This window comes from Vibrio sp. OPT46 (genome assembly GCF_015163535.1).
Classification (GTDB): Bacteria; Pseudomonadota; Gammaproteobacteria; order Enterobacterales; family Vibrionaceae; genus Vibrio; species Vibrio alginolyticus.
This window is the reverse complement of record NZ_JADDYG010000141.1, coordinates 9,093-14,740: the sequence shown is the minus strand read 5'-3', so window position 1 is coordinate 14,740 and position 5,648 is coordinate 9,093. Positions and strand designations below refer to the sequence as shown.

The 5,648-nt window shown below is 43.0% G+C and carries 5 protein-coding genes and 1 pseudogene; 3 read left to right on the top strand and 3 right to left on the bottom strand.

Annotation, left to right across the window (positions count from 1 at the left end; translation table 11 throughout):
- Positions 1–159: 159 nt before the first annotated feature.
- Complete coding sequence (purT, locus tag IQR33_RS06325) at positions 160–1,335, top strand: formate-dependent phosphoribosylglycinamide formyltransferase (RefSeq protein WP_193837430.1); 1,176 nt, start codon at positions 160–162, stop codon at positions 1,333–1,335.
- A 72-nt stretch (positions 1,336–1,407) separates the two neighbouring features.
- Here the strand turns inward: purT and IQR33_RS06320 are convergent, their stop codons facing one another.
- Positions 1,408–2,058: a thiopurine S-methyltransferase gene (locus IQR33_RS06320; RefSeq protein WP_021707633.1), complete on the bottom strand. Its 651-nt coding sequence runs from the start codon at positions 2,056–2,058 to the stop codon at positions 1,408–1,410.
- 315 nt (positions 2,059–2,373) lie between these two features.
- Here IQR33_RS06320 and IQR33_RS06315 point away from each other — a divergent pair, with 315 nt between their 5' ends.
- Complete coding sequence (locus IQR33_RS06315; RefSeq protein WP_005377897.1) at positions 2,374–3,153, top strand: phosphoribosylglycinamide formyltransferase; 780 nt, start codon at positions 2,374–2,376, stop codon at positions 3,151–3,153.
- A gap of 121 nt (positions 3,154–3,274) precedes the next feature.
- Here IQR33_RS06315 and ihfA read toward each other — a convergent pair whose 3' ends face one another.
- The gene (ihfA, locus tag IQR33_RS06310) at positions 3,275–3,571 is read right to left on the bottom strand and encodes an integration host factor subunit alpha (protein ID WP_005377899.1); all 297 of its coding nucleotides are present in this window, start codon (positions 3,569–3,571) and stop codon (positions 3,275–3,277) included.
- Positions 3,572–4,105: 534 nt separating this feature from the next.
- Between ihfA and IQR33_RS06305 the strand changes: the two genes are divergently transcribed.
- The gene (locus IQR33_RS06305) at positions 4,106–4,987 is read left to right on the top strand and encodes an AEC family transporter (RefSeq protein WP_005377901.1); all 882 of its coding nucleotides are present in this window, start codon (positions 4,106–4,108) and stop codon (positions 4,985–4,987) included.
- A gap of 213 nt (positions 4,988–5,200) precedes the next feature.
- On the opposite strand, the pseudogene pheT reads toward IQR33_RS06305, so the two are convergent.
- Positions 5,201–5,648: pseudogene (gene pheT, locus IQR33_RS32400) on the bottom strand (phenylalanine--tRNA ligase subunit beta); the annotation flags it as partial.

Here is a 5,648-nt window from a genome sequence, read left to right as displayed (position 1 = left end):
TTTTGTCAACGTATAAACGACAAATTCAACAAAAAGCTCTACAACATGTAGAGCTTTTTTATTACCTAAAAACCAAAAGCAAACGTTTGCTTTGTCATAAAACTTCAGTATGATCTCCTGCAATTTCTGTCTCATCACTCTATTTTGTAAGGGAACACTATGTTTGGCACTGCAACTAGCGCAAATGCTACCCGTGTATTACTTTTAGGCTCTGGCGAACTCGGTAAAGAAGTCGCCATTGAATGCCAGAGACTTGGTTTAGAAGTGATTGCTTGTGATCGCTATGCCAATGCTCCAGCGATGCAAGTCGCTCACCGTAGTTATGTTATCGACATGTTAGATGGGAACGCCTTAGAAGAAGTTATTACGAAGGAACAACCTACTTACGTCGTACCAGAAATTGAAGCCATCGCAACCGGCAAACTGGTAGAGCTTGAAGAAAAAGGACTGAATGTTGTTCCAACCGCTAAGGCAACCAGGCTAACAATGAATCGTGAAGGTATCCGACGTTTGGCAGCAGAAGAACTGGAATTGACGGCTTCACCTTATCGTTTTGCAGATAACTTTGAAGACTTCAAAGCCGCGGTTGAGCATGTGGGTATTCCGTGCGTGGTGAAGCCTGTGATGAGCTCTTCAGGTAAAGGGCAAAGTGTTATCAAGACCGAAGACGACGTTACAAAAGCATGGGATTACGCTCAGGAAGGCGGGCGTACGGGTGCAGGTCGCGTTATCGTGGAAGGTTTTATCGACTTCGATTACGAAATCACTTTATTGACCATCAGAGCCGTTGACGGTGTGCATTTCTGTGCTCCAATTGGTCATCGTCAGGAAGATGGCGACTACCGCGAATCATGGCAACCGCAAACTATGTCAGAAAACGCAGTAAAAGCAGCTGAATACACGGCTGAGAAAGTGGTAAACGCGCTCGGTGGCTACGGCATCTTTGGTGTAGAGCTATTTGTTAAAGGCGATAAAGTCATTTTCAATGAGGTCTCTCCTCGCCCTCACGATACGGGTATGGTTACAATGATTTCACAGGAAATGTCTGAGTTTGCTCTCCACGTGCGCGCGTTTACCGGAATGCCAATTAATAATATTGTGCAATATGGCCCATCTGCGTCTGCTGTTATTCTTGGACAAGGGACTTCCACAAACATTCGCTTTGAAAACCTAAGCAAAGCTTTAGCTCAACCTCAAACACAAGTTCGTCTATTCGGTAAGCCAGAAATCGATGGTCGCCGCCGTTTAGGTGTTGTCCTTACGCGACGAAAAACCACCGAAGAAGCCGTTCAAGATGCTATTGAAAGTGCTTCAAAAGTGAATATCATTTATTAAATACGAACCACTCATACAAAAATAGCGCAGCTCAAATTGCTGCGCTATTTCGTGTTCCAAACCGAAGAGAGCCTATTCACTCTCGATTAAGTACACTTCTTCAGAGAAGCGACTTAAGCCTTTTTTCGCAATTTTAGGATGATTCTCGTCAGCTTCATCTACGTTCAAACAAGTAACTTTGTAACCTGAAAATAACTGCTCAATCTCTTCGACCGGCACGCTAAATGGAGGCCCCGCCATCTCTTCTTGAGGATAGTTGAGTGTAACAAGCAAAATACGACCGCCTGGGTTCAAAAGTTGCTTGAGACGCTCTACATACTCCTCTCGCATATCTTGCGGTAAAGCAACCAACGCGGCGCGATCATAAATGATATCGGCTTGAGATACTGGTGCAGTGAAAAAGTCCCCAGTATAAATAGAGAGCTCATCAAATTGATAAAGCTCGTGCATGCCATTAAGAGGCGTTACCGTTGGCGTGTAAAAATGTTCAGCAAAAAAGGCACGCACAGCAATATGGCTTAGCTCAACGCCTTCAACCGAATCATGCTTCATCGCTAGCCAAATCAAGTCTTCTGACTTTCCACATAAAGGAACTAACACTTTATCTTCACGCTTTGGATTAGTGTGTTTCCAATATACTGGTAATAGCGGGTTTACATCTTCCAAGTGAAATCCGATTTGATTGCTGGCCCATTTGTTATGCCAAAATTCTTGGTCTCTCATTTTACTTTCTACTTGTCGGCTGTTTTCATTTTGAGAGGTAAGACTAACGTTTTTTTTCAATTTGTCTATGCCGTTCATCTTTGGTTAATACTGCGGTGATAGGATGTAATCGGTCTCATAGGAGACGCGCCTTTATCTGATAATCAGAATAAAGAAAAGAGAAATGGTGATCTAACGCATGATTCTACTTCAAGATAAAACTGAAACCTTGGAATCTTTCGTAATGGCCCCATTTATAAGTTAGTACCTGATTTGCCGAACTTAGCGACCTTTATGTTCCCTATTTTCTAAGTACAAGCAAGTTAAGGAGAGTGAATGAGCTTATTTCTTCGTACTACAGCATTGATGCTTTTGGTACTTAGCCGTGCACCGGCATTTGCCGCACTTCCAATTACCCCTGCGCCTAATGGCGAACAAAATCGTTCAACCAGCCAAAACGAAGTTTGTTCGAAACTTTTTAAACACAGCCTTAGCGGTTTATATGGCATTCAGTCAATCGACACCACACCAACTCAGCCATATTCTGACTTCGACATCCTTTACAGCAAAGCTCACCAAGCACAATTTGAACTTGAAACTATCTGTAAGAGTACCGCACTTCTTAATGACGCTCAGCCATACTTCGCAGGCGTGAAATCCAAACAACGAGCAGAAGAAAAGATAGCTTTAGAGTTAGATGGGAAAGTTGAACGTATTACTGACCTAGCACGTGCAACGATTGTAGCTGAAGACGTCGCGAGCTTAGTCTCCATTTATGAAACGTTAGAGCGTGAAACAACGATTGTGAAAGTAAAAAATCGATTCAAAAAACCTGGCCCTTCAGGATATAGAGACTTGAACTTGCTCGTTCGTTTACCAAAAACAAACCTAGTAGCCGAAGTTCAACTGCACTTGAAAGCAATCGCAGATGTAAAAAGCGGTCCCGAACACGACCTATACGAAAAAATCCAGAAACTAGAACGTCAAGCGATGTTGGAAAAACGTGAGCTAAGCGAAATAGAGCTTGCCTCTATTCGCAACATGCGTACACAGTCTAAGAACTTGTACCAACAAGCATGGCAACCATACTTAACAACGCATCTAGAAGCGGCGTAACCGATATCATTAAGCGTCTCTCATAAACAGAAAAACCACCGCATGGCGGTGGTTTTCATTTGTATGCACACGAATTTTACGCAAAAAAAGACCACGCCTTAGCGTGATCCATTTATTCGGCTTACTGTACTTTCTTCAGGTTTTCTACACGAGCTTTTAACTTCTGACCCGGGCGAAAAGTCACTACACGTCGAGCAGTAATTGGAATATCTTCACCAGTTTTCGGGTTACGACCAGGTCGTTCATTCTTGTCACGAAGATCAAAGTTACCAAAACCTGACAGTTTTACCTGTTCGCCACTTTCCAGTGCCTTACGAATCTCTTCAAAGAACACTTCCACCGTTTCCTTGGCGTCCCGCTTACTAAATCCTAATTTATCAAACAGGTTTTCTGCCAGTTCGGCTTTTGTGAGCGCCATAAAACTTTCCTCAAAGCTATGTTAAACAATGCTACGTTAGTGTAGCGCCAGAGCAGTTTTACCCTACCAATTCAACAACATATCGGGGTTACATCAGGAAGTGTATGACAAGCTTATGATTTTCGCCAACTTTTTTCTTGGCGAACAAAAGGAATAGCACTACGTAAATTATTGTTAAACGCCAGGAATTTGATATTTTTGTTTTTGTTTCATCTTTATCAGGAAAAACATCCAGATTATAAAACTAAAAGTAGTTTAAATATCAACATTAAACACTATTTAATAAAAATATCAGATATTGGTTATTTAACAGACACTTGACATAGAACTTGTCGTAAATTCAGTGATTTGTATGTAACTCGATACGTAACAATTAGATTAAAAGGTATGACCACCTGTACTTTGCAACTGTGCTTAGAAAGCTTGATTAAACCCACGCTTCTCGCTGTTTAACGATGACGCCATATATAAAGATTGATAATGTGGAAGTTCGTGTATTTCCTCATTAGCTTCTTACACTGCTTCTAGGCGACCATGATTAATCAAATCATAAATATTCTTTTCCCTGTTTTTGCTCTTGTCGGAGTTGGCTATTTGGTCGGTCGTTACATCAAGCCTGACTTTCGCCCAATAAACCGCATTAATATTGAGGTATTTACGCCAGCATTGGTATTTTCGTCACTCGTTAGCATGCCGCTCGATTCAAATCAGGGGCCGCTTCTTTTGGCGGCAATTGTCGCGGTTTTAATTCCCGCACTACTCATGATCCCGGTATGTCGATGGACGTCACTCTCGTTTAAAACCTGGGCGCCACCACATATGTTTCGCAATAGCGGAAATCTAGCTATTCCTTTGTTTACCTATACGTTTGGAGAAATTGCGCTGTCGTCAGCAGTGCTTTTATTTGTCGTGTCAGCATGCTTGCATATCAGCTTAGGCGTAATGCTGCTTAGTCATGGCAACCCTTTTAAGCAAATAGTCAAGATGCCAATCTTTTTAGCAGCGTCGCTGGCTCTGTTTCTCAACGTGTCAAATGTGGGTGCATGGGCGCCTTTATACGAAGCCACGGCTCTACTTGGGCAAGCGGCCGTACCCGTGATGCTTTTATCTCTGGGGGCACAAATGTGTCATTTAAGGTTGGACGGTTTAAAGATTGGTGTGTTGTGTACCGTGCAGTCACTGGCAACTGGTGCTGTCGCTTTTGCACTTATTTATTGGTTAATTCCCCTTCCAACGATGCAATTGCAAATGATGGTGCTCTTCACAATGCTGCCGCCAGCCGTCATGAATTACCTATTTGCGGAAAGGCTGAATATAGAACCCATGAAAGTGGCGTCAATGGTACTATTTGGCAACTTTTTCAGCATTCTTACGCTACCTCTTCTGCTTAGCTATACCCTCTCACTCGCTGCCTAACCGCCAACAAGCTATCGTTAGCGTGTATTAGCTGAAAAACAATACGTTCCTAATCTCGGGTAAGGGCCATCCCTAGTTTGGTCTAGTATTTTAAAGTAATGAGGGATGGTGCGAGCAGTAAGGAACTTGAACAACGATAAGGTAATCCTAAAAATAAAAAACCCTGCCAAACTGGCAGGGTTTTCATTTCTTAAGAAGATACGTTACGCGAGATTAGTCACGCAGAGACGCACCAAACTTCTCAGAAACGTGAGCAACGATAGCGTCAACCGCACCAGCGATATCTGCATCTTCAAGCGTACGCTCAAGTGACTGTAGAGTCAGAGCGATTGCTAGGCTCTTCTTACCATCTTCAACGCCTTTACCTACGTAAACGTCGAACAGTTTCGCATCTTTAAGGAACTCGCCACCTTGCTCTAGACAAGCGTTAACAATGTCACCAGATGCAACAGCTTCATCCACTACTACCGCGATATCACGACGGTTTGAAGGGAATTTAGAAAGTGCTACCGCTTCTGGGATCACTTTGCTGTTGATTGCAGACCATTCGATTTCGAATACGATAGTACGACCGTTTAGACCGAACTTACGCTCAAGCTCAGGGTGAACTGTACCGATCACGCCCACTTCTTTGCCGTCTACGATGATTGCCGCAGATTGA